The sequence below is a fragment of the Saltatorellus ferox genome (assembly GCA_007751475.1).
Taxonomy (GTDB): domain Bacteria; phylum Planctomycetota; class UBA1135; order UBA1135.
On the sequence record CP036434.1, the window covers coordinates 3,064,428 to 3,088,464 of the forward strand.

At 67.4% G+C, this 24,037-nt stretch carries 23 protein-coding genes; 18 read left to right on the plus strand and 5 right to left on the minus strand.

The genetic code is table 11. The features are described from left to right. Positions 1 to 68: 68 nt before the first annotated feature. The 7 genes from Poly30_RS10905 to Poly30_RS10935 all read left to right on the plus strand — a co-directional run bounded on the left by Poly30_RS10905 (position 69) and on the right by Poly30_RS10935 (position 6,911). Positions 69 to 311 carry a DUF350 domain-containing protein gene (locus Poly30_RS10905; protein WP_145197138.1) on the plus strand — a complete coding sequence of 81 codons (243 nt, stop codon included), beginning with the start codon at positions 69 to 71 and terminating at the stop codon, positions 309 to 311. After that, complete coding sequence (locus Poly30_RS10910) at positions 311 to 1,870, plus strand: polyamine aminopropyltransferase (RefSeq protein WP_145197140.1); 1,560 nt, start codon at positions 311 to 313, stop codon at positions 1,868 to 1,870. The genes Poly30_RS10905 and Poly30_RS10910 overlap by 1 nt, the downstream gene beginning before the upstream one ends. Further along, complete coding sequence (locus tag Poly30_RS10915; protein WP_145197142.1) at positions 1,867 to 3,552, plus strand: FAD-dependent oxidoreductase; 1,686 nt, start codon at positions 1,867 to 1,869, stop codon at positions 3,550 to 3,552. The genes Poly30_RS10910 and Poly30_RS10915 overlap by 4 nt, the downstream gene beginning before the upstream one ends. Further along, positions 3,549 to 4,658 carry a hypothetical protein gene (locus Poly30_RS10920; RefSeq protein ID WP_145197144.1) on the plus strand — a complete coding sequence of 370 codons (1,110 nt, stop codon included), beginning with the start codon at positions 3,549 to 3,551 and terminating at the stop codon, positions 4,656 to 4,658. The genes Poly30_RS10915 and Poly30_RS10920 overlap by 4 nt, the downstream gene beginning before the upstream one ends. Positions 4,659 to 4,720: 62 nt before the next feature. Continuing rightward, complete coding sequence (locus tag Poly30_RS10925) at positions 4,721 to 5,080, plus strand: DUF2238 domain-containing protein (protein WP_145197146.1); 360 nt, start codon at positions 4,721 to 4,723, stop codon at positions 5,078 to 5,080. 158 nt (positions 5,081 to 5,238) lie between these two features. Continuing rightward, complete coding sequence (locus Poly30_RS10930) at positions 5,239 to 5,619, plus strand: helix-turn-helix domain-containing protein (RefSeq protein WP_419191246.1); 381 nt, start codon at positions 5,239 to 5,241, stop codon at positions 5,617 to 5,619. Further along, positions 5,616 to 6,911 carry a type II toxin-antitoxin system HipA family toxin gene (locus tag Poly30_RS10935; RefSeq protein ID WP_145197150.1) on the plus strand — a complete coding sequence of 432 codons (1,296 nt, stop codon included), beginning with the start codon at positions 5,616 to 5,618 and terminating at the stop codon, positions 6,909 to 6,911. Before Poly30_RS10930 ends, Poly30_RS10935 begins: the two co-directional genes overlap by 4 nt. Before the next feature lie 120 nt (positions 6,912 to 7,031). On the opposite strand, the gene Poly30_RS10940 is transcribed toward Poly30_RS10935, so the two are convergent. Together Poly30_RS10940 and purL are read right to left on the minus strand one after the other, a co-directional pair. Next, complete coding sequence (locus Poly30_RS10940) at positions 7,032 to 7,445, minus strand: hypothetical protein (protein WP_145197152.1); 414 nt, start codon at positions 7,443 to 7,445, stop codon at positions 7,032 to 7,034. Between the two features lie 151 nt (positions 7,446 to 7,596). Beyond that, complete coding sequence (gene purL, locus Poly30_RS10945) at positions 7,597 to 10,602, minus strand: phosphoribosylformylglycinamidine synthase subunit PurL (protein ID WP_145197154.1); 3,006 nt, start codon at positions 10,600 to 10,602, stop codon at positions 7,597 to 7,599. A gap of 178 nt (positions 10,603 to 10,780) precedes the next feature. Between purL and Poly30_RS10950 the strand changes: the two genes are divergently transcribed. The 3 genes from Poly30_RS10950 to Poly30_RS10960 all read left to right on the plus strand — a co-directional run bounded on the left by Poly30_RS10950 (position 10,781) and on the right by Poly30_RS10960 (position 13,930). Continuing rightward, on the plus strand, positions 10,781 to 11,878 hold the full coding sequence (locus Poly30_RS10950) for an acetyl-CoA carboxylase carboxyltransferase subunit alpha (protein ID WP_145197156.1): 1,098 nt from the start codon (positions 10,781 to 10,783) through the stop codon (positions 11,876 to 11,878). A gap of 127 nt (positions 11,879 to 12,005) precedes the next feature. Beyond that, positions 12,006 to 12,977, plus strand: coding sequence for an RNA polymerase sigma factor (locus Poly30_RS10955; RefSeq protein ID WP_145197158.1), 972 nt, complete (start codon positions 12,006 to 12,008; stop codon positions 12,975 to 12,977). 125 nt (positions 12,978 to 13,102) lie between these two features. After that, a complete protein-coding gene (locus tag Poly30_RS10960) occupies positions 13,103 to 13,930 on the plus strand; it encodes an anti-sigma factor family protein (RefSeq protein ID WP_145197160.1) in 828 nt (275 codons plus the stop codon). Positions 13,931 to 14,039: 109 nt separating this feature from the next. Here the strand turns inward: Poly30_RS10960 and Poly30_RS10965 are convergent, their stop codons facing one another. From Poly30_RS10965 to ndk, 3 genes are all read right to left on the minus strand, one after another. After that, positions 14,040 to 15,116, minus strand: a complete 1,077-nt coding sequence (locus Poly30_RS10965; protein WP_145197161.1) for a tetratricopeptide repeat protein — start codon at positions 15,114 to 15,116, stop codon at positions 14,040 to 14,042. A 16-nt stretch (positions 15,117 to 15,132) separates the two neighbouring features. Beyond that, positions 15,133 to 16,638 carry an NFACT family protein gene (locus Poly30_RS10970; protein ID WP_145197163.1) on the minus strand — a complete coding sequence of 502 codons (1,506 nt, stop codon included), beginning with the start codon at positions 16,636 to 16,638 and terminating at the stop codon, positions 15,133 to 15,135. A gap of 73 nt (positions 16,639 to 16,711) precedes the next feature. Then, complete coding sequence (ndk, locus tag Poly30_RS10975) at positions 16,712 to 17,179, minus strand: nucleoside-diphosphate kinase (RefSeq protein ID WP_419191247.1); 468 nt, start codon at positions 17,177 to 17,179, stop codon at positions 16,712 to 16,714. A 240-nt stretch (positions 17,180 to 17,419) separates the two neighbouring features. On the opposite strand from ndk, the gene Poly30_RS10980 reads away from it, so the two are divergent. From Poly30_RS10980 to atpG, 8 genes are all read left to right on the plus strand, one after another. Then, on the plus strand, positions 17,420 to 17,704 hold the full coding sequence (locus Poly30_RS10980) for an AtpZ/AtpI family protein (protein WP_145197167.1): 285 nt from the start codon (positions 17,420 to 17,422) through the stop codon (positions 17,702 to 17,704). Between the two features lie 23 nt (positions 17,705 to 17,727). Beyond that, on the plus strand, positions 17,728 to 18,408 hold the full coding sequence (locus Poly30_RS10985) for a hypothetical protein (RefSeq protein WP_145197169.1): 681 nt from the start codon (positions 17,728 to 17,730) through the stop codon (positions 18,406 to 18,408). Beyond that, positions 18,405 to 19,499: a F0F1 ATP synthase subunit A gene (gene atpB, locus Poly30_RS28360; protein WP_419191248.1), complete on the plus strand. Its 1,095-nt coding sequence runs from the start codon at positions 18,405 to 18,407 to the stop codon at positions 19,497 to 19,499. The genes Poly30_RS10985 and atpB overlap by 4 nt, the downstream gene beginning before the upstream one ends. 113 nt (positions 19,500 to 19,612) lie before the next feature. Beyond that, positions 19,613 to 19,873 (plus strand): ATP synthase F0 subunit C, encoded by a 261-nt coding sequence (gene atpE, locus Poly30_RS11000; RefSeq protein ID WP_145197175.1) that lies wholly within the window; start codon positions 19,613 to 19,615, stop codon positions 19,871 to 19,873. Between the two features lie 320 nt (positions 19,874 to 20,193). After that, entirely contained in the window at positions 20,194 to 20,733 is a 540-nt protein-coding gene (gene atpF, locus Poly30_RS11005) for a F0F1 ATP synthase subunit B (protein ID WP_419191249.1), read from the plus strand. After that, positions 20,733 to 21,293, plus strand: a complete 561-nt coding sequence (atpH, locus tag Poly30_RS11010) for an ATP synthase F1 subunit delta (RefSeq protein ID WP_145197179.1) — start codon at positions 20,733 to 20,735, stop codon at positions 21,291 to 21,293. The genes atpF and atpH overlap by 1 nt, the downstream gene beginning before the upstream one ends. 123 nt (positions 21,294 to 21,416) lie before the next feature. After that, entirely contained in the window at positions 21,417 to 22,988 is a 1,572-nt protein-coding gene (gene atpA / locus Poly30_RS11015) for a F0F1 ATP synthase subunit alpha (RefSeq protein WP_145197181.1), read from the plus strand. A gap of 81 nt (positions 22,989 to 23,069) precedes the next feature. After that, positions 23,070 to 23,966 (plus strand): ATP synthase F1 subunit gamma, encoded by an 897-nt coding sequence (atpG, locus tag Poly30_RS11020; protein ID WP_145197183.1) that lies wholly within the window; start codon positions 23,070 to 23,072, stop codon positions 23,964 to 23,966. The last annotated feature ends 71 nt before the right edge of the window (positions 23,967 to 24,037 follow it).

Sequence of the window (24,037 nt, forward strand, 5' to 3'; positions counted from 1 at the left end):
TCTCCTGGTCCCCGTCGCGGCCTTCTTCACTTTCGGCTCTCACGCACCCCCTCAAGTTCTTCTTTCCCATGCCTAGCCTCTTCGCCCTCATCGATCCGTACAACGAGATCATCCGCCCGATCCTCACGATCGTGGGCATCGGCGCCGTTTCCATCGTGATGCTGCTCATCGCCGTGCGCGCGATGGAGAAAGCGCTGCCGTTCTCGGTGCGACACGAACTCGAGGAAGACCACAACCTTGCGGCCGCGATCGTGATGGCATCGATCATCCTGGGCGTGGCGATCGTGATTGCCGCCGTCGCCCAGGGGTGATGCCAGGGGTGACACACGGCGCGGGAGCCGAGGAAATCGAAGGGGACGGGCAGCGCGAGCATCCGCCGCTCGGACTCAACCTGGCGTTCGCGGTCGTCTTCCTGGTGTCCGCCTGCGGGCTCGGCTACCAGCTCGTGGCGGGGACCACGTCGTCGTACTTGCTCGGTGACTCCGTCACGCAGTTCTCGTTCACGATCGGGCTCTATCTCTTCGCCCTCGGGATCGGCAGCTACCTGTCGAAGTTCGTGGACCGCGACCTCGCGACGGTGTTCGTGCGCGTCGAGCTGGCGGTGGCCGTCGTGGGGGGCGTCTCGGCGCTCAGCCTCTTCTTCGCCTGGGAGTCCGAGCTCTGGTTCCGGCCGCTGCTCTACGGCCAGATCCTTGCCGTCGGCGCGCTCGTGGGGATCGAGATCCCTCTGCTCGTGAGGCTGCTCGAGGAGGAGCTGGAACTCAAGGAACTGATCGCGCGCGTGCTCTCGTGGGACTACGTCGGAGCGCTGATCGCGGCGCTGCTCTTTCCCCTGGTGCTCGTGCCGCGCCTCGGCCTCGCGCGCGCGGCGCTGGCGTTCGGCCTCGTGAACGCGCTGGTGGCGCTGTGGAGCGTGTCGCTCTTCCAGGGCCGCCTGCGGAGGCCCATGGCGCTCCGGATCCAGAGCGGCCTCGTCGTCGTGGCTCTGGGCGTCCTGTTCTCCCAGGCCACGACGCTCACGAGCATCGCCGAGCACACGATCTACGCGGGCGAGATCGTGCACGCGCGCACGTCGCCGTACCAGCGCGTCGTGGTGACGCGCGCGAACAAGTCCTATCAGCTGTTCCTATCGGGAGCGCTGCAGTTCAACAGCGAGGACGAGTACCGCTACCACGAGGCGCTCGTGCACCCGGCGATGGCGACCTCACCGGACCCGCGCCGCGTGCTGATCCTCGGCGGCGGTGACGGCCTCGCCTGCCGCGAGGTGCTGCGGCACCCGTCCGTCGAGAAGGTCGTTCTCGTCGATCTCGATCCCGCGGTCACGGATCTCGCACGGACGTTCCAGCCCTTCGTGGAGCTGAACGGCGGGGCGTTCGATGACCCGCGCGTGGAGATCATCAACGCGGACGCGATGGCGTGGCTCGAGGAGGGCGCGAACCTCTTCGACGTGGCCATCGTCGACTTCCCGGACCCGCATTCGTTCAGCGTCGGCAAGCTCTACACGGACACGTTCTACTCGTTGCTCATGGGGCGCGTCGCGCCCGACGGCGCCATCGTCGTCCAGAGCACCAGTCCGCGGCTCGCTCCGAACAGCTACTGGTGCATCGCGGAGACGATGGAGTCCGTGGGCCTCTACGTGCGCCCGTACCACGCGGCGGTCCCGAGCTTCGGGGAGTGGGGGTTCATGCTGGCGAGCCAGCGGGAGTTCCCGATCCCGACCGACGTGCCCGACGGCCTGCGCTTTCTCTCGGACGCGTACGTGCCGACGCTGTTCGTGCTGCCGGAGGACGCCCGGCGGCGCGAGGTCGACGTGAATCGACTCTCGACCCAGAGCCTCGTGCGGTACTACGACGACGAGCTGAGGCCATGACTCGCGGGCGGCAGCTGTTCCAGCGCGGACTCTCCAGGCGCGCGGCCCTGAAGGCGGCCGCGGCCGGTTCCCTCGGTGGGTTGCTCGCCTCGGCCGGGTGCGGCGACGTGAAGGCGTCGGCCCGTCGACGGATCGGCGGCGGGTTCGTGGACGACGGCGTCGGCGCCGGGCACCGCTTCCGCGACGGCGGGTTCGCCGGGACGGGGGGCGCGCGCGAGGAGCGCGCCCGCGTGCTTGTGATCGGCGGCGGCGTGGCGGGCCTGAGCGCGGCGTGGCGGCTCGCGCGCTCGGGCGTCGAGGACATCGCGATCGTCGAACTGGGCGGTGACCTCGGCGGCACCTCGCGCGGTGGATCGATGCCGTCCGCGAAGGGCGGCGCGTTGCGCTGTCCCTACGGCGCCCACTACCTGCCGCAGCCCCGGACGAGCCAGCGCGCGCTGGCAGCGTTCCTGAAGGACGCCGGCCTCTCCACCGGTGAAACGCCGGACGGTCGCGTCGCGTTTCCGGATCGGCTCTTCGTGCGCGATCCTGCCGAGCGTATCGGCGCGCTCGGATACTTCGAGGAAGGGCTCTGGCTGCGCAGCGGGGTTCACCCCGAGGACGATGCGTCCCTCGATCGATTCGAGGCGCTGATGGAGGGCTTCATGCGCGTGGACGGCGAAGGGCGCCGACTCTTCGACCTGCCGCTGCGCCAGTCTTCTCTGGAGGCTCGTTCTCTCGACGCCATGAGCGCCGCGGAGTGGGCTTCACAGAACGGCTTCGACTCCGACCGCATGCGCTGGTACCTCGAGTACGCGACGCGCGACGACCTTGGGGCGGCGCTCCAGGACACCTCGGCGTGGGCGCTCGTTCACTACTTCACCGCGCGAGCCGACTATCGCACGAAGGAGAGCGCCGAGTACCTGACCTGGCCCGACGGGAACGCGCGGCTCGTGCGTGGGCTGGAGGAGCTGGTCGGGCCTGCGCTGAAGGGCCGACGAACCGGCGAGGTCGCGGTCTCCGTGAGCCCTGGCGCAGAAGGGGCCGCCGCGGTGACCATGAACGCCGCCACGGGGGAGGCGACGTTCTGGACGGCGGACGCGATCGTCGTCGCGACGCCGCAGTTCGTGACGCAGAGGCTCCTGCGCGAAGACCCCGCGCGGGCCGAACGCGCGGCGTTCCGCTACAGCCCCTGGCTCGTGGCGAACCTCCATCTGAGCGAGCGCCCCGAGTCGCGCGGCTTTCCCTACGCCTGGGACAGCGTGCTCCACGGTAGCCCGAGCCTCGGCTACGTGGATGCCGGGCATCAGCTGGATCGCGCGGACGAGCTCGACACCGTCTGGACCTGGTACCTGCCGGTGATCGATTCGGACGAGCGCGCGGCGCGCGAAGCGCTGCTCGCGCGGCCCTTCGAGTCGTGGCGCGACGCGATCCTCGCCGATCTGCGCGTCGCGCACCCTGACATCGACGAGGTGGTGACGCGGATCGACGTCTGGCGCTGGGGGCACGCGATGGTGAAGCCGACGCCCGGAACGATGTGGAGCGGCCTGCGCGAGCGCGCGGCGGAGCCGCTCGGGCGCGTGCACTTCGCGCACTCGGATCTGTCGGGCATCGCGCTCTTCGAGGAGGCGAACTGGCAGGGCACGCGCGCGGCCGAGGCGATCCTCGCGCAGTTCGGCGTCGACGACGGGTCGCTCCTGTGACGCTGGCGGGGGACAGCGCGGGCGAGGCCGCCACCGGGCGCCTTGCGCGCCCCGGCTGGATCCTGGGCCCGCTCGGCGACCTCGTGATCTTCACGGGACCGGTGCTCGCGGCGCTGGCCCTGATCGCCTTCGCCTGGTCGAACGGCACGCTGCACCGGGAGATGCCGCCGTGGATGTTCGCGCTGCTCGTCGTCGCCTGCGACGTCGCCCACGTGTACGCAACGGCGTTCCGCGTCTACCTCGATCCCGAGCGCTTCAGAGCGCGGCCCGGGCTCTACCTCGGCGTGCCGGTCGCCTGCTTCGCTGCGGGCGTCATCGCCTACGGGATCAGCGCGGCCTTCTTCTGGCGCGTCCTCGCGTACCTCGCGGTCTGGCACTTCATCCGCCAGCAGTGGGGCTGGGTCGCGTTTGCGCGGGCGAAGGCAGGCGAGGGGCAGGTCGACCGACGGCTCGATCAGATGACCATCTACGCGGCGACGGTCTATCCCCTGCTCTACTGGCACACGCATCTGCCGCGCGAGTTCAGCTGGTTCATCGAAGGCGACTTCGCGCGACTGCCTGGCGCGCTGGACGTCGCTGCGTTCGCGGGGCACTGGGCGATCATGGCGACGTTCGCGGCGCGCCAGTTCCAGCGGGGCGTGCGCGGGCTCGGCGTGAACTGGGCGAAGGTGCAGATCGTGGCGACCACCTGGGTCGCGTGGTACGGCGGGATCGTGCTCTTGAACTCCGACATCGCCTTCTCTGCGCTCAACGTGCTGAGCCACGGCGTGCCCTATCTCGCGGTCGTCTGGACGATCGAGCGGCGGCACGTGGGGGAGCGGCGCGCTCCGCTTGCCCGGTTCTTCGAGCCGCGGCTGGCCGTGCTGCTCCTCGCGGTACTCGTGCTGATCGGCTACTCGGAGGAGTGGCTCTGGGATGCGCTCGTCTGGCGCGATCAGCCGGCGCTCTTCGGGCGCTGGAGTGAAGGCGCGCTGCCTGCCGCGTTGCTCGGGCTCGTCGTGCCGCTCCTGGCGACGCCCCAGGCGACGCACTACGTGCTGGACGGCTCGCTCTGGAAACGCCGGAAGCATCGGGATCTCGACGGCTTCCTGGAGGGACGGCGTTGAAGGACTGGACGGACTGGATCCTGCGATCGATCGGGCGGGCTGGGTGGGCGCCCGTTCTCGTGATGGGCCTGCACCTCCTGCTCTCGAAGGGGACGCGCGCGTACGCGACCTATCCGAGCCTGGACATCGGGATGCACTTTCTCGGCGGCGTGGCGATCGCATGGTTCTTCTGGCGGGCCGTGCAGGCGGAGTCCGGCGCCCAGGTGCTCGGACAGCTCAGTCGCAGCGGGAAGGCGCTTTTGACCTGGGCTCTCTCGGGGACCGCGACCGTCGTCTGGGAGTGCGCCGAATGGACGACGGATCGCCTGGGCGTCACGCACGCCCAGGCGGGGCTGCCGGACACGATGCTGGATCTGGCCATGGGGCTGGCCGGGGCGATCCTGGTGCTGCTGATCGTGGTTCCCAGCGCGGGTCGAATGTGATCCAATGTGATCGATTCAGGGCCCGCCTTGGACCTGGGTGATCGATGATGATCGCCGAAGCCGCCTCACGCGCGCTCTGGAGGATGCCCAAGGTGGAATTCGATCAAATGTGGCGGATTTTGGCCCAAATTTGGCCAAATTCGATCGAAGATGATCCCATGAAGATCGATCCGTTGACGCCCCAGGGGGCGATCCTGGAAGAGCTGGGGAAGCGCCTCGGGCGGGTGCGGAAGCGCCAGGGCATGACCCAGGAGGCGCTGGCGGAGGCGGCGGGGCTCGGCGTGGCCACCGTTCGCCGGATCGAGGACGGAAGCGACAGCCAGCTGGGGTCCTGGATCAAGCTCCTGAAGGCGCTTGGGATGGAGGCTTCGATCGAAGGGCTCCTTCCTGAGAGCTATCGGTCGCCGATGGAGGAAGCGCTGGGAGGAGAGTCTGCGCGGAGGGGGCGGTCTCGTCCGGGCGGCCGGCAGGAAGGGCAGGCGGAGGATCGGCCCGAGGGAGCACCTTCGGTCTTTCGCTGGGGCGACGAGCGCGTATGACGACCGCGACCGTCAAGCTATGGGGGACCGCCGTTGGCTACGTGTCGATGGAGAAAGAGGAACGGTTCGCCAGGTTCGAGTACGACCCGGACTTCGCGGCGGCCGGCATCGAGCTGGCTCCGCTGACGATGCCGGTGCAGGCCCATCGGATCTACCAGTTCTCCGGGCTGCCTCCGCGCTCCTTCCACGGCCTGCCGGGGCTCCTTTCGGACAGCCTGCCGGACCGCTACGGCAACAGTCTGATCGACGTCTGGCTGGCGCGGACGGGCCGGGATGCCAGGGAATTCAACGCGGTCGACAGGCTCTGCGCGACGGGGGTGCGCGGGATGGGAGCGCTGGAGTTCGAGCCGTCGACGGGGCTCATGGAGCAGCCGGGGAAGGCGCTGGAGGTCCAGGAACTCGTCGAACTCGCGTCCCTCGCGTTCGCTCGGAAGGAGGCGCTGGATACGCGGCTCACCCGCGACGGAGGCGAGGAGGCGCTGCTCGACATCCTGCGCGTCGGCGCTTCCGCGGGCGGTGCGCGCGCGAAGGCCGTCATCGCCTTTCACCCGGAGACGAAGGAGGTTCGTTCGGGCCAGATGGAGCTCCCCGCCGGCTTCGAGCACTGGTTGATCAAGTTCGACGGCGTCGAATTCAACGGCGACTGGGGGGTGGCCGATCCCGCTGGCTACGGCGTTCTCGAGTACTCGTACTCGGAGATCGCGCGGCGCTCTGGCATCGAGATGACCGAATGCACCCTGCTGGAGGAAGGAGGTCGTCGCCACTTCATGACGAAGCGCTTCGACCGCGACTCCGCCGGCAAGAAGAGGTTCATGCAGACGTTCGGGGCGGTGGCGCACTTCGACTACTACGAGAGCGGGCGCCATTCCTGTGAGCAGCTCTTCCTGACGATGAAGCAGCTGGGGATTCCGCAGCCCGAGATCGAGCAGCAGTTCCGCCGCGTCGTGTTCAACCTCGTGGGGTGCAACCAGGACGATCACGTGAAGAACTTCGCGTTCCTGATGGACCGCGGAGGTCGCTGGAGCCTGTCACCCGCCTACGACCTGTGCCATTCGGAGGGCAGCGACTTCACGCGCCACCATCAGCTCAGCCTGAACGGCAAGACGAACGGCTTCGACCGCGCGGACCTGAAGGCCCTGGCGGAGTACGCGGACCTGCCGCGATCACGGGACAAGCACATCCTCCAGGAGGTCTGCGATGCGTTTGCGGGCTGGGAAGCGCTGGCGAAGGAGCTGGGCGTCCCTGCGCCGCTGCAGGAACATGTGCTGAAGACGCTCCGACTCACCTGGTAGGACCGAGGGCCCCGCCGGAATGGAGGATGGGGTCCAGATACAAGAAGAGCGGCGACCCGTTTCAGGTCGCCGCTTTCCAGCCTGATGCCAGGCCACGACGATCATCCGATCGTCAGCGGATCAGGCGTCGAGGACGTCCTCGAAGGCCTCGTCGAGGTCCTCACGGAGTTCCTGGTAGGCCTTGACGGTATCGGAGCGCTCCTCGGGCCAGTCGCCCGCCATGGAGTTCTCCGCGATGGAGAGCTGGCTCTCGAAGTTCGTGCGTGCTTCGCGAAGCTCGGACTCGCACTCGGCGAAGTCGGAGAGATGCTCGCCGCCGAGCTCGTTGGCCCGGGTGCGTAGCTCCGTCATTCGCCTGTCGAAGTCCTTCAGCCCCATCTTCATGGCGTCGATGAACTCGGTCCGCTGCATCGCCTCGTAGTCCGAGGTCGTGATGTAGTTGCCCTGTGCGTCCTGGATGGTGACGTTGGGCTCGGTGGTGGAGCAAGCAGCGGTGGAGAGGAGAACGAGGCTCGCGAGAAGTTGGTTACGCATGGCGGGGGTGGTCAGGGGAGAAATGAGTGAACGGGCGCATGCTCTTGAATCACGCTTTCCCGCCGCTCAATCCGGCCTAAAACCCACCTCATCCATATTGGCCTGCTGGGTCTACCCGCCGAATCTGGGGCTCCCCCCCCCGAATCTGGGTCTACCCCTGGAATCCGGACTGGAAGGCCGCCCGCAGCTCCTCGATGCCGACGTCCACGAGGTCCCGTCCGGTCGTGCCCTTCACCGTCACACGGTTCTTCTTGGTGAAGCGGCCAATCGGCGTCGCGGCGATGCCCATCATCTTCGTCTGGAAGTTGAACTTCTTGCCCTGCTCGACCTCGACGAGGAATCGGGTGCAGGATTCGGAGAAGAGCAGCGTCGCGTCGCGGTCGTAGCCGTCCGGGAACTCGTCGTGATCGATCGCGCCGAGGTCGATGTCGGCGCCCACGTTGCCCGCCATGCACATCTCAGCGAGCGCGACGGCGAGCCCGCCCTCGGAGAGATCGTGGCACGCGCGCACCTGCTTGAGCTTCATCGCCGCGTGCAACTTCTCGAACGTCTTCGGGGCCTTCTTCAGGTCCGGGCGCGGCACCACGCCGCCGTTCTCGCCCAGCATCGCCAGGTACTCGGAGCCGCCCAGCTCCGGCCTCGTGACCCCGACCAGCAGGATCAGGTTGCCGGCGGACTTGGCGTCCATCGTCACCGCGTTCGCGACGTTCTGGACCCGCGACATCGCCGTCACGAAGAGCGTCGGCGGGATCGAGAGCGTCTCGTTGCCGACGCGGTACTCGTTGTTGAGCGAGTCCTTGCCCGACACGAACGGCGTGCGGTAGGCCATCGCCGCTTCGTAGCAGCCCATGGCCGCATGCACGAGCGCCCCGAGGCGATCTGGCTTGTCGCAATTGCCCCACGAGAAGTTGTCGAGGATCGCGGTGTGATCTGGATCGCCGCCGACGGCGACGACGTTGCGCAGGGCCTCGTCGATGACGGCCTCGGCCATCGCGCGCGGATCGAGTGCGCCGTAGCGCGGGTTGGCGCCGCAGCCGATCGCGACTCCCTTCTTCGACTCCGCCAGCGGCTTCAGCACGACGCCGTCCGAGGGCCCGTCGGCCTGGACACCGGTGAGGGGCTTCACGACGCTCATGCCCTGGACCTCGTGGTCGTACTGGCGGATGATCCACTCCTTGCTCGCCACGTTGGGCCGACCCATGAGCTGGAGAATCGCCGCCCCGAAGGGGCTGTCCTGTGAATTCAGGGCTTCGACGTTCAAGGGGCTCGGCGCGCCCGGATCGGAGAAGCCGGGATCCTTCCACTCGGCGCGACGCGTGGGGCGCGGCGTGCCCTCGTGCAGAAAGTGCATCGACATATCGCCAACGACCTCGCCGCGATAGCGCAGCAGGAGACGCCCCGTGTCCGTGAAGGTGCCGACGCGCGTCGCCTCGACCTCCTCGGACTCGAACATGGCAATGAGCTCGTCGACCTTCGAGGGATCGACCGCGAACACCATTCTCTCCTGGGCCTCGCTGATCCAGATCTCCTCGGGCGTCAGCCCGGGGTACTTCAGCGGCACGAGCTCGAGGTCGACCTCGGCGCCGCAGTCCGCGCCCATCTCGCCGACGGCCGACGACAGTCCACCGGCGCCGCAATCGGTCACTGCGCGGAACAGCTTCGCGTCGCGCGCGCGGATCAGCCCGTCCAGTACCCGCTTCTCCGTGATCGGATCGCCGATCTGCACGGCGGCGGCGGAGACCATCTCGCTCTCCTCGGAGAGCTCGATGGAAGAGAACGTCGCGCCGTGGATCCCGTCGCGGCCGGTGCGGCCGCCGACGCTGATGATCGCGTCACCGGGCTCGACCTTCTTGAACGCGGTATCCCGCGGCATCAAACCAATCGTCCCCGCATAGACCAGCGGGTTCGCGACGTAGCCCTCGTGGAACCACACGCCACCGCTGACGGTGGGGATGCCCATGCGGTTGCCGTAGTCGCGCACGCCGGCCACCACGCCGCGCAGGATCCGGCGCGGGTGCATCGTGCCCTTCGGAACGTCCTTGTCGGGAAGATCCGACGGACCGACGAAGAACGCGTCGGTGTTGGCGATGGGCTTCGCGCCGAGGCCCACGCCGAGGATGTCGCGGATCACGCCGCCGATCCCGGTTCCAGCGCCGCCGTAGGGATCGATCGCGCTCGGGTGGTTGTGGGTCTCGACCTTGATCGCGAGGCACCAGCCGCCGCGGTCCGCGTCGACCTCGGTGTCGAACTCGATCACGCCGGCGTTGTCATCGAACACCGACACGCACCAGTCGCGCGCCAGCTCGTGCGTCGCCTTTGCGATCGTCGACTTCAGGAGGTTGTCGATCGTCTCGCCCTCCATCTCGATCACGCCGCGGAACGTCTTGTGCTGGCAGTGCTCGCTCCAGGTCTGCGCGATCGTCTCGAGCTCGCAGAGGCTCGGCTCGCGGCCTTCGTTCTTGTAGTGCTTCTGGACCTCGAGCATCTCGGTGAGATTGAGCGAGAGCGCGCCCTCGGTCGAGAGCTTCACGAGGCCGTCGTGGTCGAGTCCGAGCAGCGGAACTTCGACGCGGCCATGGTCGGTGCGGGCGGCCGGCGCGCCGAAGTGCAGGCCCTCGGAGTCGATGCTGATGTCCTCGATCACCTCGTTCGCCAGCGCGGTCCGAGCGGCGCTGTCGATGTCCGCGCCCTCGGCGGCGCCGAAGATCTCCCAGGCCTGGAAAGTGGCCACCCGCGTCGCGGTGCTCGGCTCGAGGCCGATGGGAGGCTGCAGTCGATCCAGCGCTCGGTCGAGCGTGTTCGCCGTCGAGTCCATCACCCCGGGCTTCTTCGCGACGAGCACACGACGCGCGCCGCTGGCCTGCTCGGGTTCGGCGCCGGGCTCGGTCGTCCGGACCGCGTCGACCACGGGGTCGCCGAGGAGCTCGGCCGTGATCCGGTCGACGGTCGCGCGATCGAGGGAGGCCGGCAGAAGGTAGCCGCGTCCGAGACGCACTCGCTCGATGCCGTCGATCCCGAGTTCGAGGAGCGCGGCGCGCGCGTGTACGCCCTCGGGATCGTCCACGCCTTCCTTGCGAAAGACCTCGACCCTCCATGCGTGGGGGAGCGAAGCCGTGGCGGTCTGGGGGCCGTCTGAGTGCGGGGCGGTGGACGTCATGGGGATGGGAGGTCAGGTGGGCCTCGTCGGGTTGGGCCCTGGCTCGGAGGGGCCCTGGAGGAAGGCCCGCTGGAGTCTATCGGGGGGCTCCCACACAAGGAACACTTGCTCGCGCGCCCTGCGGAGACGACGATAGGGCCAGCGTGGTCTCCTCGACGGGGCCCGCGACCCATTTGCCATGGCCAACGACGACAAGAAGCCCGACACAGAGTCCAGTTCCGCCTCCGAGAGCGACGGAAGGGCCACCCAGGTCGCCGTGGGCGGCGCCAGCTCCGGTACGGTCGGGGAATCGCCCTCACCGACCTCGATCCCCGCTGGCTTGCCCTTCGAACGCGACATCCAGGAGATGGAGCGTAAGCTCGCCGACCTGGAGTACCAGGCCGGGGACGATCTGGATATCACCGCCGAAGTGGACGCGCTGCGCAAGAAGCTGCGCAAGCGCCTGGCCGACACGTACGAGGGCCTCTCCGCCTGGGACCAGGTCACCGTGGCGCGCCATCCTGATCGGCCGGTGACCGGGGACTACATCCGCGAGGCGCTGGACGACTTCGTGGAGCTGCACGGGGACAAGGCGTATGGCGACGACCCGGCGATCGTGACCGGTCTTGGCCGGATCGGAAAGCGACGCTTCATGCTCGTGGGGCACCGTAAGGGCCGTACCACGAAGGAGCGGCTCAAGTGCAACTTCGGCTGCGCGCACCCCGAGGGCTATCGCAAGGCGCTGCGCAAGATGCAGCTCGCCGAGCGCATGGGGCTGCCGATCGTCACGATGATCAACACGCCAGGCGCCTACCCGGGCATCGGCGCGGAGGAGCGCGGCCAGGCGGCTGCCATCGCCGAGAACATCCTCCGCATGTTCGAGTTCAAGGTTCCGATCGTCGCGTACGTCATCGGGGAAGGGGGGTCGGGCGGAGCGCTCGGTATCGGTATCGCCGATCGAGTGCTCATGCTCCAGTACTCGTACTACTCCGTGATCTCCCCGGAGGGCTGCGCAGCGATTCTCTGGAAAGATGGCTCTCGCAGCCCGGAAGCGGCCGAAGCGCTCGGCTTGACGGCCGGGATCCTGAGCAAGATCGGGCTGATCGACGGCGTGGTCGAGGAGCCCCTCGGCGGCGCCCACAGGGATCGCCCGAGGATGATTCAGGCCATGCGTAGCTCGATCGTCGAGCAGCTGACCGCCCTCGAATCCGTCCCCAGGGGCGAACTTGTCGCAGGGCGTCGCCAGAAATTCCGCTACCTCGGGGCCATCGAAGGCCGTTTCCCCGTCGTCGTCTGAGCGCCCTGGCGCTCTTCATCGGGCTTTTGAAGCAGATCGGGCGACGCGACGTATCAGATCGGGGCGACGAGGGAACTTCGTGGCACGGCGCGCCAACGGGCGTCGGGCCCGGACGTACACCGGCCCCATGCCGCCCCGAAGCCCCTCCAGTTCCAGCTCCGTCAGCCCACGTAGCCGTGATTCCCACCGCTATCGCGCCGTGCACCGCTCCAGGAGGTCCGTCTTGACCCCGGTGGGCGAGCCGACGGGGTCGGCCGAGGGGGCTGGAGCACTCGGAGATGGGCCACTCAGCGACGGTGAGCTGCTCGAAGGCCACGAAGCGGAACCCATGGACGAACGAGCGAGGCGCAAGGCCGAGGCGGCCATCGATCACGCGCTCATTCGCCAGGCGCTCGAAGGGGACGAGGCGGGCTTTTCTGGCCTCGTCGAGCGTCACCAGCGCCGCGCCTATCGGGTAGCGCGCAACCTGGTCCCCACGGACGAGGATGCCCAGGACCTCGCCCAGGAGGCTTTCCTGCGCGTGTTCAAGAGCCTCGATCGGTTCGACTTCGGCCACGACTTCACGACGTGGCTCTATCGGATCGTGACGAACCTCTGCATCGACTTCCTTCGCAAGCGTCGCGCGGCCGTCTCGGTCTCGGGTGGCCGCGGCGACGAGGACGAGGGCGTGAGGTTCGATCTGGAGGATCCACGTCAGGCGGCGCCTTCGGACCACGCGGAGGCCCTGGAGACCGCCGCGGAGGTCGAGGCGGTCCTCTCCACACTCGCGCCGCACTTTCAGTCGGTGCTGACCCTGCGCGAGATCGAGGGCCTCTCCTGCCCCGAGATCGCCGAGATCGTGGGGGCCACGCACGTGACCGTGCGCTGGCGCCTTCACCGCGGGCGCAAGCTCTTCCAGGAGGAGTGGGAGCGCCGCTCCCGCATGCGCAGCCAGGGGGCTGCCGACCTTTTGGAAGGCGCTGGTGCCGGCGACGGAGTGGCGGAGAACAGGTCCCAGATCGACTCTTCCTCGGATTCCCGAGGCACGACACCAACGCAGCGCAGTGGCGCGCGTACCCAGGAGCGAGACGGATCCAAGCGATCCGGAAAGAAGGCATGAAGCGCGAATCCAACGATCCATCGTTCTCGGCGAACGACCCAGGCCAAAGGCATGATCACGACGAGTCACCGCGGGATGGAAGCCCCGTCGTGTCGCGAAGTGGTTCCTCGCGTAGCGCGGGGGACATGCGGGATCTGGACAGCTGGTCGAAAGACGACTTCGAGGCGGCTCTGCCGCTCTACGTCGGCGGTGACCTGGATGGCGCGGAAGCGACACGGGTGGATGCCTGGTTGGCGGCCCACCCCGAGGACCAGAAGACCCTCGCTGCATCCGAAGCAGCGGCGGGGGTCCTGGCTCGCTACGCCCTGGCCAGTCGCCAGCGCCCGACGCCCGACCTGTGGGAGGGTATTCGCGCGGAACTCTTGGAGAGCCATCTTCTGGAGAGTGGGCGCGGGTCCCTGGGTCAGGCCGAAGAAGCGGACACTCTTGCGCCGATCCTGGGCGGTCCGCGCTGGTTCCAGCGTAAGAGCGTGGCGGCCGCAGCGGCTCTCTTGTTGACCGGATCTGCGGGGCTGTTCTTGATGTCCCGTGGGATGTCTGCCGAGAGTTCTGGTCGCGCCCCGGAAGGTGGAAACGCGCCGTCCATGGTGGGTACTCCAGCCGGAGCTCTCGCGGCAGGCGATACAGCCGGTGGTGCGGCAAGGATGGAAACGGTGGGGGCAGAAGGCCTTCGCGCTTCCTCGGGTGAGTCCTCCCGTACCGCGATGATGGGGACGGATGGCCATCCGCTCGAGGTCATGGTGGCAGGATCACAGCATGGCCCGGCTCGCTCCAGAGGCGACGTGGGCGGAGCGCCTGGCAAGACCCAACGACTTCAGCGTCCCGGGCCCGGCGCCGAGCGCTTGATCGACGATGCGCTCAACGTGCGAATCTGGCAATTCGCTCCCCTGGTCGAACCGAGCGGGATGATCTGGCAGGGTGTGGACGGGGCTCAGTTGACGAGCGGTCACTGAACGGAATGGGCCCCGGAGCGTCGGGAAGTTGAAGCGCGCCCCGCGCTCGTCCGCAGAGGACGAGGGCGGGGCGCGTGTCTGTCGAACCTGGCTTGGCGAAAGGAGGTGCCTATCCCTGCCGCGGCTTCACGATGTTCCGATCGCAGCGCTCCCGGAGCTCGAAGGCTTGCTTGATGTCCGGGTCGTTGACCGTCGACGTCGGAGCGCGCATCTCCAGGAAGCGCGTGATCGAGGCACGGGCCTTCACGAAATCCCCCGCCTCGAAGAGCAGCTGGGCTTTCTGGGAGTGTGCCTGCGCGAGGTAGGGATCGAGCGCGATGATCTGATCGAGTTCGTCGATCGCGCCGCTGAGGTCCCCTTCCCTTCGGAGGGCGGTCGCGATGTAGAGGCGGGTCTTCACCTCGAACTCCGCGTTGGAGGCTCGGTTCTTGAAGAGTCGCTCCTCGCTGGCCGCCGTGATCTCGGTGTTGTCCAGTTCATTCGCCACGAGGCGCTGGGACGCCTGGATCGCGTCCACAAGGCTGCGTGCGTGGGCGATGCTTTCCTGGGTCCTGCCGAGGAGTGCGCTCGTCCGCACGAGGCCGTTGATGGCCTCGGGCTCGCCGCTCCGTAGCTCCAGCGATCGTTGGAAGCGGTCGTGGGCTTCCGACCAGTACTTCACGGCGGTCTCGTGCAGCTCGTCGGCGCGCGCCATCGGATCGGCAGCATCCGTACTGCGGTCGCCGCTACGGATCCCTTCGGAGGCTTCCTCGTAGAACATGCCCAGGCGTTCGACTGCCGCGCCCCAGCTCGCCTGGACCTTGAAGTCGTCCTTGGTCCGGATGCGCTTGAAGGTGTCGATGGCCACCTGGATGTCCTGGGCGTTGCCGCGGAGGAGGTTGCAGCGGCCGAAGATGAGCAGGAACTTCTCGTTGCCTGGATCGACCTCGAGGCCGTTGCGCGCCTGGACCTGGGCGCGATCGATGTCACCGAGGTCGTAGTAGCGGAGCGCGTTCTCGTAGAAGAGGCCCAGCTTCTGCTTGTCGGTCAAGCCCAGGTCGTCGCCCGGCTTGCGCGGACCCGAGGAGGAGCAGGACGTGAGCGTGGAGGCGGCTCCGAGGGAGGCGCCGAAGCAGAGCGCCCCCAGGAGGAGGGTGCGCGCTAGCGAGCGCGCGGGCAGACAGGGGCGACGGAGAGACTGGATCATGACGAGAGAGTGACGACTAGCTCTTGGGATCGGGGGAGGGGCCGGAGCCGCGCAATAGAGCGCTCAGTCGCGCCGGTTGCACACGAACCTCCAGGATTCGGCCGCCCGAAAGGGTAACGAGTCCAGGCTTGGCCCCCTTGGGCTTGTGGAGATGCTTGCGCTGAACGACGTGGACCGGGGCTCGATCCGTGCCGCGGACGGGCGAGAAATGGATCGCCAGGTGGGCCGCGTCCAGGATCTCCTCCTGGTGGGGCTCCTGGCCCCGGGCGGTGCAGAGGATCACGTGGCTGCCGGGGACGTCGGCCGTGTGGAGCCAGTAGTCCGAGCCGCGGGCCAGCCGGATCGAGAGCGTGTCGTTGTCCCGGGCCGTCCGGCCCACCCGGATCTCGGAGCCCTTGCTGCCGATGAAGGTCCGGTAGGGCTTGCGCGGGGCGGGCTGCTTCTTCTTGCGGACGTCCGAGATCTGGCGCGGCTCCAGGAGACCCTGGGCGACGGCCTCGTCATCCACGGCCTCGGCGTCGAGGTCCGTGTCCTCGGCGCGCTCGGCGAGGGCCGTGAGTTCCAGGAGCCGCGACTCGGCGCGCTCGATCTCCTCCAGCACGGTCGACCGGGCACGCTCCAGCTTGTGGAAGCGATCGAACAGCTTCTGCACGTTCTCGTTGGGGGAGAGCTTCGGGTCCAGCTCGATTCTTCGCGTGGGCGCGCCTTCCTCGAACCAGTCCTGGACCTCGAGCACCGTCGCGCCGCGCGCGAACGTCCCGAGCATCGCCTTCACGAGTTCGCCGTCCTGGCGCACGCGATCGGCCTGGCTGGCGGCTTCCGCCTTGGCGCGCAAACCCCGCAGAAGGCCTTCGGCGCTGCCCATTCGCCGTTTGACGCGCTGACGCAGGGTGCGGCGTGCGTCCTCGGCGTGGGCTTCTTCGGCTTCCTGGCCCAGGGACGACTCGACCCGCCAGGAGAGCGGCGCGCGGTCCTTGACCTTGCCCGGTGGGGGCTCGGCCGGGGCGGGAAACGCCTCCTCGATCGAAGGGCCTGGATCGCTCGGCGGTGCGCCGAGTCCGGGGGCCTTCCACTCCTCGCCGATGACGAGCCGCGGTTCGGCGTTGCCCTTGCGCGGCGACTCCATCGCGACCGCCAGCACCTTGTCGCCCGAGCCGAGCAGCACCGCGTTGGCGCGACGCCCGAAGAGTTCGAGGAGGAGCGCGCGCTTGCCGCCCCCGGACTTGAACTCGACGATCACGATGCGGTCGCCCTTCACCTGGGCGATGCGGCGTAGCTCTGCGCCCAGGAGTTCGTTTTCGAGCGCCTGGAAGAACGGCCCGATCGGACCGTCGTGTCGCTTCACGCGGCCCTGCTGGAGATGGATCCGGGGTGCGTTCGGGTCCGCGGCGAGCCGCATACGCAGGATGGGTGGGCCGTCGCCTGGCTCGGCCGAACCGCCGTGGTCCGCGGCGTGGGGCGCGGCGGGCGGCTCCAGAATGAGCAGAACGTCCCGGGGCGGCAGCCCCTGGACGTCCTTCACCGTCCAGCCGACGAGGATCGGCTGGAGTTCGCCGCAGAGCTCTGCGACGTGGCGGCTGGAGAGGCTATTCAGCCTACAGCTCTTCCTTGACGCTGTAGCGCCACTCGAGGTCGGCGGGCGTCCAGTCGGACAGCTCGCCCGCGTCACTGAACCACAGGCCGAGTTCGAACTTGGCCGTGTCCTCGGCGTCGGAAGCGTGGACGAGGTTGTTCGAGAAGCTCATGCCGTAGTCGCCGCGGATCGTGCCCGGGGCGGCTTCGCGGGCGTTCGTCTTGCCGACGAGCGTGCGGACGACGGCGATGGCGTCCTTGCCCTCGAGCGCCATGGCGCAGACGGGGCCGGAGCTCATGAAGTCGACGAGGTTGCCGTAGAAGGGACGCTCCTTGTGCACCTCGTAGTGCTTCTCGAGGAGCGAGCGCTCGAACGTGCGGGCCTTGAGGCCGACGATCTTGAGTCCCTTGGACTCGAAGCGGGCGATGATGGTGCCAACGAGGCCGCGCTGGACGGCATCGGGCTTGAGAAGGACGAGCGTGCGCTCCACAGGGGTCTCCGTTCGAAGAGGGGACGGCCGCGACGTACGCGACCTGGGTATCGGGTACCCCGGACAGGATGCCCGGGGGAATTCCGGCGGAGAATAGCGGCACGGATGCCCTGTGGGGGAGCGTAGATTGGCGCAAGGCTGTCTTTTTGTTGAGCAGTCGCATCGTTTCCCGGGCCACTTCGTTGACCTCGGGGTGCGCATGCCTATCCTCGTTCGCGCAAACGCCGATTTTTCGACCCCATGTCAGCACAAGACCATGAAGACCGACCCCCGAGTCATGGGGAGGCAGGTTCGAGGATGGATGCTGACGGCAACGGATTACCCGATGCCGACTGGGTCCGCGATCAGCGCAAGCAGGTGAACGCCGCGGGCGTCGGACTTCAGTTCGGCGCGGCCATCGTGGTGTTCGCTCTCGCGGGAAACTGGGCCGACGGGCGCTTCGGAACGAAGCCCTGGCTCCTGGTCCTCGGCGTTGCCCTCGGTTTCGCGGGCGGCACCATCTCGCTCCTCAAGAAGTTCAAATAGCCCCCACGCATCCCCTCCCGTCCATGCAGCGCATCGCCACATTCACCGCCATCGCCGCCGTTCTCGGCGCGTCGGTCGTGGCGTTGACGGGGACGTTTGCGCCGGATCCTGCGGTGTTCGATGCCGCGGGCGGTGTCGCGAGCGAAACCTCGAGCGGGGGGATGGACCGAAACTCGGCGGGGATTCTCGCCGGCGCTTTCATCGGCGCGGCCGTGGCGCTCCTGTCGCACACGCTCGTGGCAACGGCGCTGAAGTTCAGCACCGAGGCGGCGTTCAAGGCGCTGACGCTCGGCTTCTTCGCGAAGTGCCTCGGGGCCGTCCTGCCCTGGGCCGCGATGAACTACCTGCCCCAGGTCGGGCGGCTGGCCGATTCGACGGCCTACCTCGTCGCTTTCGCGATCGTGGTGGTGCTCGTCCTCGGTGGCGGCCTCTTCGATCACCTCAAGGCGGTCTCGGACGGCAGCATCCTCAACGATTCGGATCGCCCCTCCGGGTCGGTCGAAGGCGGTGCGGACAAAAGTCCGACCGAAATCGAAGCCGATTCGAGCGATCCGCGTTCCGGTTCGGCATTCTCTTTGCCTCGAAAGCCCACCGACGGTCCCCGCGGGACCACCACGGTCGGCTCTGTGTCCTCGGTTGCCCAAGCCGTTTCCTCCCCAGTCCATCCTCCTGGCTCCAGCGATACGCTGGAGAGCGCGACGTGAGCATCTTCCGCCCGCTTGTGATGCTGGCCATTCTGGTCGGCGCCTGCTTCCTCGCTAACCGTCACACAGACCATCACAAGGTCCCGACGGTGACGGAGGACGGCGTCGAGCGCGTGGCGGAGCCGAGCTCCATCTTCACGACGCTCTACTACCACGTGATCCCGTCACCCATCGTCGCGGCTCACGGTGCTGACGCGCACGGTGCTGACGCGCACGGTGCTGACGCGCACGGTGCTGACGCGCACGGTGCTGACGCGCACGGTGTTGACGCGCACGGGCATGACGACCACGCGGGCGATGACCACGGCCACGCAGCCTCTGGGCCGCTCGTCTCGATCCCGTTCCCGGGCTTCCTGTCCGCCTTCGACGGCGATCCCCACAAGGACGGCACGCAGTTCGTCATGTACAACCTGCAGATCTTCCAGATCGCAGCGCTGCTCATGATTCTCGTCGCGTTCTCGGGCGTTCCGAGCTACCTGCGGACCGGCAAGGGAGACTACGTCTCGCGTCTGATGGGGGGCTTTGCCCTCTGGCTTCGCGACGATCTCGTCGAGCCCGCCATGGGCAAGGAACTCAGCGCCAAGCTACTGCCGCTGATGATGTTCCTGTTCTTCTTCATCCTGTTCATGAACGTGATGGGGCTCACGCCGATGTCGGTCACGCCGACGGCGAGCATCTTCGTCACCGGCGCGCTCGCGCTGATCACGTTCACGCTGATGATCGTGGGCGGCATCATCGCCCAGGGGCCGGTCGACTTCTTCAAGAACCTCGTGCCCCACGTGCCCGGGTTCCTCTGGCCCCTGATGTTCCTCATCGAGGTCGCCGGACTCATCATCAAGCCCGTCGCGCTGATGATTCGACTTTTCGCCACGATCACCGGCGGTCACCTCGTCGTGCTGTCGTTCATGGCGCTGATCTTCTTCTTCTGGTCTGCCTTCGGGTCGACGGTCGGTACCGCACTCAGCCCCGTCTGGGTCGGCTTCGCCGTCTTCATCATGATCATCGAGGCCTTCGTGGCGCTCGTGCAGGCCTACATCTTCACCCTCCTCTCTTCGCTGTTCATCGGCGCTGCGGTTCATCCGGAGCACTGATCGGCGACGAGCTGACCTTATCACCCTGACCGCGTTCTCGGCAGCCTAGCTGCCAGGCACGCACCCCATCGACCCAGCCGGTCCCCCAAGGACCACCACGCAACCAGGAAGCCATGATCCTTCCCGTTCAAGAGACCGTTGAAGCCTCCCTCAGCATCGCCAAAGCCGGAGCCGGCATTGGTGCTGGCCTCGCCGCAATCGGCGCTGGTATGGGCATTGGCCGCCTCGGTGGCGCCGCTGCCGAAGGCATCGCCCGCCAGCCCGAAGCCGACGGCAAGATCCGCGGCATCGCGATTATCCTCGCGGCGTTCATCGAGGGTGTTTCGCTCTTCGCCGTCGTCGTCACCCTGCTCATCGCTACCGCCTCCTCCTGAGCCGCCCTTTCGGGGCGCTGCCGCCAGCCGGATGAACGGGAGTCTTCGGGCTCGCGCCGCCGGCGAGGTCACGCGCTTCGACAGGCCAGGGTCGCAAACGGTCCGGGCTCTCCCTGCTCGATGTAGTCGTCCTTCGGGGCCTCATCGGAATGGGGGAGTCCAGGCCGGGGCAACACGACTCGAGGGTCTTCCTTCGATGCGAGCTGTCCCACTCGATCTGGCCTCCTCAGGCGCCGCAGTCCGTAGCGCCTCCCCCGTACACCCCCTTCGTTCGAGATCCCTCGATCGACTTCTCCGCTGGACCGCCTCCTTCGGACGCCATGCTGACGCACGCGATTCTAGAACGACTCCCGCTCCTCCTCGCTGAGGGCGGATTCAACGTCTTCGACCTGAACGGCGCAGGGAATTTCCTGTGGACGCTCATCATCTTCTTCCTGGCGCTGCCGCTGATGTGGAAGATGGTCTTCGGGCCGATCACGGCTGCCCTCATCGAGCGTGACTCGAAGGCGTCCGCGGCCATTCATGCCGCAGAGGCCGCGAGCGAAGCCGCCGAGCGCAGCCGCGCCGAGGTCGAACTCGCGCTGGGCAACGCCAACGCCGAGGCCAAGAAGACGATCCAGGCCGCGACCTCGCGCGCCGAGGCCCGCGAGCGTGACATCATCGACACGGCCAAGAAAGAGGCCGACGCCATGGTGACCCAGGCTCGCTCGCAGATCCAGGCCGAGCGCGACAAGGCGCTGGCCGAGATTCGCGGTGAGGTCGTCGGACTCACGATGCAGGCGGCGACCCAGGTCCTCGGCCGCTCCGTCGGCAGCGAAGACGACCGTCGTCTCGCGCAGGACATCGTCGGAGCGAACTGATGTCGAGCCCCGTCGCGATTTCGAACCCCGTCACCAGGCGCTGGGCCGAAGCTCTCTACGAGGTCGCCCAGAAGGCGAACGCCGTCGAGGACATCCAGCGCGACACCGAGCGACTGTCCTCCGAGGTCAGCTCGCCGGCCGTGGCTGCGTTCCTGTTCGGCAGCAGCGTCAGCCAGGAGGTCCGGCTCTCGAAGTTCGAGCCTCTTCTGAACGAGCTTCACCCGAAGACCCAGAGCTTCGTACGTCTGCTCTTCGAGAGGCGTCGTCTGGACGTCCTGACCGGCATCGGCCAGGCCTTCAAGGAAAAGGTCTACGCGGAAACCGGACGCGTCGAAGGCATCTGTGAGGTCGTTCGCCCGCTCTCCGACGAGGACCTCTCCGGCCTCGAGGAGTCGGTGGGCAGGCGCCTCGGCAAGACCGTTGTGCTGAGCCAGCGCACCGTCCCTGAACTCATTGGAGGCGTCCGTGTGATCGTTGGCGCCCGACTGTTCGATGCGTCCGTTCAAGGCCGCCTCGAAAAACTCCGCGAACGACTGATGTCGTCGCCGCTGCCGAGCTGACGAGACGCGCTCCGCCGAGCCCCTGGCCCGGCGAAGCGAACTCCCGGCACCCCAACCTTCCGAACACCAGCCCCTCTTCCTTCACCGGAACTCGCCCGACTCCATTTTCGGGCCCTTTGAACCATGGACCTCCGACCCGCCGAAGTGACCTCCATCCTCGAAAAGGAAATCGAGGGATTCAGCCAGGACAGCGGAATGCAGAGCGTTGGCACCGTGCTGAGCGTCGGTGACGGCGTGGCACGCGTGTACGGCCTCGACGACTGCGTCATGAACGAGCTGCTCGAGTTCGGGGACGGCGTCCGCGGCGTGGCCCTGAACCTCGAGGAAGACAACGTCGGCTGCGTGCTCCTCGGCTCCGCCACCAAGGTGAAAGAAGGCCAGCAGGTGAAGGGCACCGGCCGGATCATCTCGGTTCCGACCGGTCCGCAGCTCCTCGGCCGCGTCGTCAACGCGCTCGGTGACCCGGTGGACGGCAAGGGGCCGCTCGGGACCTCGGAGGAGGACCTGCGTCCGATCGAGCAGCCTGCTCCCTCGGTGGTCGAGCGCCAGCCGGTCGACACCCCGATGCAGACCGGCATCAAGGCCATCGACGCCATGATCCCGATCGGCCGCGGCCAGCGCGAACTCATCATCGGTGACCGCCAGACGGGTAAGACCGCGCTGCTCATCGACACGATCCTCTCGCAGAAGACCACCGGTGGAGGCGATCCCGAGAACCCCAGCCAGGTCATCTGCATCTACGTCGCCGTCGGCCAGAAGCAGTCCACGGTCGTCGACATCGTGAAGCGCCTCGAAGCCGAAGGCGCGATGAAGTACTCGATCGTCGTCAGCGCGTCGGCCATCGACGAGGCGTCCATGCAGTACCTCAGCTGCTACGCCGGCTGCACGATGGGCGAGCGCTTCCGCGACGAGGGTCGCGACGTCGTCATCTTCTACGATGACCTTTACAAGCAGGCGCTCGCGTACCGCCAGGTCATGCTGCTCCTGCGTCGTCCGCCCGGTCGCGAGGCGTTCCCGGGTGACGTGTTCAACCTGCACAGCCGCCTCCTCGAGCGCGCGGCGCGCCTTTCGGACGAGGCTCCGAAGATCAACCCGCGCTACAAGGCGGGCGGTGGCTCGCTGACGGCCCTCCCGGTCGTCGAGACCCAGGAAGGCGACGTTTCGGCGTACATCCCGACCAACGTGATCTCGATCACCGACGGCCAGATCTTCCTGGAGGGCAGCCTGTTCAACGCCGGTATCCGTCCCGCCGTGAACGCCGGTATCTCGGTGTCGCGCGTGGGTGGTGCGGCGCAGATCCCGCCGATGAAGAAGACCGCCGGTTCCCTTCGCCTCGATCTGGCCCAGTACCGCGAACTCCAGGCCTTCGCCCAGTTCGGTTCGGACCTCGATGCCGCCACGCAGCGCAAGCTGACCCGCGGTGAGCGTCTCGTCGAGATCCTCAAGCAGCACCAGTACCAGCCGGTGGAAGTCGCCGACCAGGTCATGGTCATCTTCGCCGGTACGTCCGGCGCGCTGGACTCGATCCTGGCCTCGGACGTCCGTGAGTTCGAGAAGCAGTACATCGCGTACATGCACGACACGCACCCGGAGGCCGCCGAGGCCATCCGCACCGCGAAGAAGGACATTCCCGACGAAGTGAAGGCTCAGCTCAAGGCAGCTGCCGACGTCATCAAGAAGCAAATGGGCGCGTGATCGGGCCGTGGGGGTCGACCATCCGGTTGACCGCCCGCTCCACGAATCACCCAACCGCTCAAACCCAAGTCGGCGAACGATATGGCTGGAATCAAGGAACTGCGCGTACGGATCAAGTCCGTAGGCAACATCAAGCAGATCACGCGCGCGATGGAGATGGTGGCTTCGACGAAGCTCCGACGCTTCCAGGACCGCGCGATCGCGTCGCGGCCCTACAGCCAGGAGATCGCTGGCCTGGTCAAGCGTCTCTCCTCCATGCTCGGCGACGACGTGGCAGATCAGCCGCTGTTCAACCCGGGCAAGGGCGAGCGCTCCCTCGTGCTTCTGATCACGTCGGACCGCGGGCTCTGCGGCGCCTACAACACGATGCTGTTCCGCGAGATGGAGCAGTGGCTGAAGGGCCGCGTCGCCCAGGGACTGTCCCGCGAGACCACGGACTTCTTCGTCTACGGCCGCAAGGGCGCCCAGTACCTGACGTCGCGCGGGTACTCGGTCAAGCGCTTCATCACCGATCCTCCGATGGAGGAGGTCGACTACCGCACGGCTGCCCTCACGGGTCGGATGCTCGTCGACGAGTTCGAGACCGGTGAGTACAAGGACGTCCACGTCGTCTTCACCGCCTTCGAGTCGATGGTGAAGTACGTTCCGCAGATCGTGCCGTTCCTGCCGCTGACCCCGGATTCGCTGGGCGTGGCCGATGGTGCAGGTGCTTCGGCGAACAACGATGCGATCATGGAGCCGGACGCCGCGACGATCTTCGAGTCGCTCGTGCCGCGCTACCTGGAGATCCGGATCTACAACTCGCTGCTCGAGTCCTTGACCAGCGAATACGCGAGCCGTCGGTTCGCAATGAAGAACGCGACAGATGCCGCCAACGACATGCAGAAAGAGCTGAAGGGCATCTACAACCGCAAGCGCCAGGAGAACATCACCAAGGAACTGCTCGACATCGTCGGCGGCTCCGAAGCCGTGAAGTAGGCCCCCCCCAGATTGATCCCGAGATCAACTCCGGCCCCGCTCCGTTCTCTCCCTTCCTCCCGAACAAAACA